The 661-nt window shown below is 61.0% G+C and carries 1 pseudogene; it reads right to left on the bottom strand.

The annotated features are described in order from the left end of the window. A pseudogene (locus tag G6N73_RS36140) lies at positions 1 to 661 on the bottom strand (IS3 family transposase); the annotation flags it as partial.

The following is a 661-nucleotide window of genomic DNA, read 5'->3' as shown; positions in this document are numbered from 1 at the left end:
TGTAGGTGATGTCCATCGCCCAGGCCTGGTTGGGTCGGGTGACCGGCAGATTGCGCAAGAGGTAGGGATAGACCTTGTGGCCCAGCGCCGGCTTCGAGGTGTTGGGGCGACGGTAAAGAGCCTCGATGCCCATCTTCCTCATCAGCGTGGCGACGTGACGCCGGCCAACGCTGTGGCCATCCGCATTCAAAAGCCCTTGCAGCATCCGGCTTCCCGCAAAGGGGTAGTCGAGATGCAATCTGTCGATCCGGTGCATCAGCGCAAGATCGGCGGCCGAGGGAGGTCGCGGCAGATAATAGACGCTGCCCCGGCTGATCCCGAGCGCGCGGGCCTGACGGGTGAGCGACAGAGCGTGGTTGCGGTCGATCATTTCTTTGCGCTCAACAGCCCGGCCTTGTTGAGCGCTCCCTCTAAAAAATCGTTCTCCAGCGTCAGTTCGCCGATCTTCGCATGCAGCGTCTTCACGTCCACAATCGGAGCCGCCGGTTCGGACTTCGCATCCGCGCCAAACACCCCAGATGCTCCCTCCAGGAGGAGGTCCTTCCATTGCTTGATCTGGTTGGGATGCACATCGAATTGCTGCGACAGCTCGATAAGGGTCCGCTCGCCGCGGATTGCAGCAAGCGCAACTTTCGCCTTGAACTCAGGGCTGTGATTACGG

The sequence above is a fragment of the Allomesorhizobium camelthorni genome, from assembly GCF_011045125.1.
GTDB lineage: Bacteria > Pseudomonadota > Alphaproteobacteria > Rhizobiales > Rhizobiaceae > Allomesorhizobium > Allomesorhizobium camelthorni.
The sequence above is the reverse complement of the archived record's forward strand: the minus strand, read 5'-3'. Positions and strand labels throughout refer to the sequence as shown.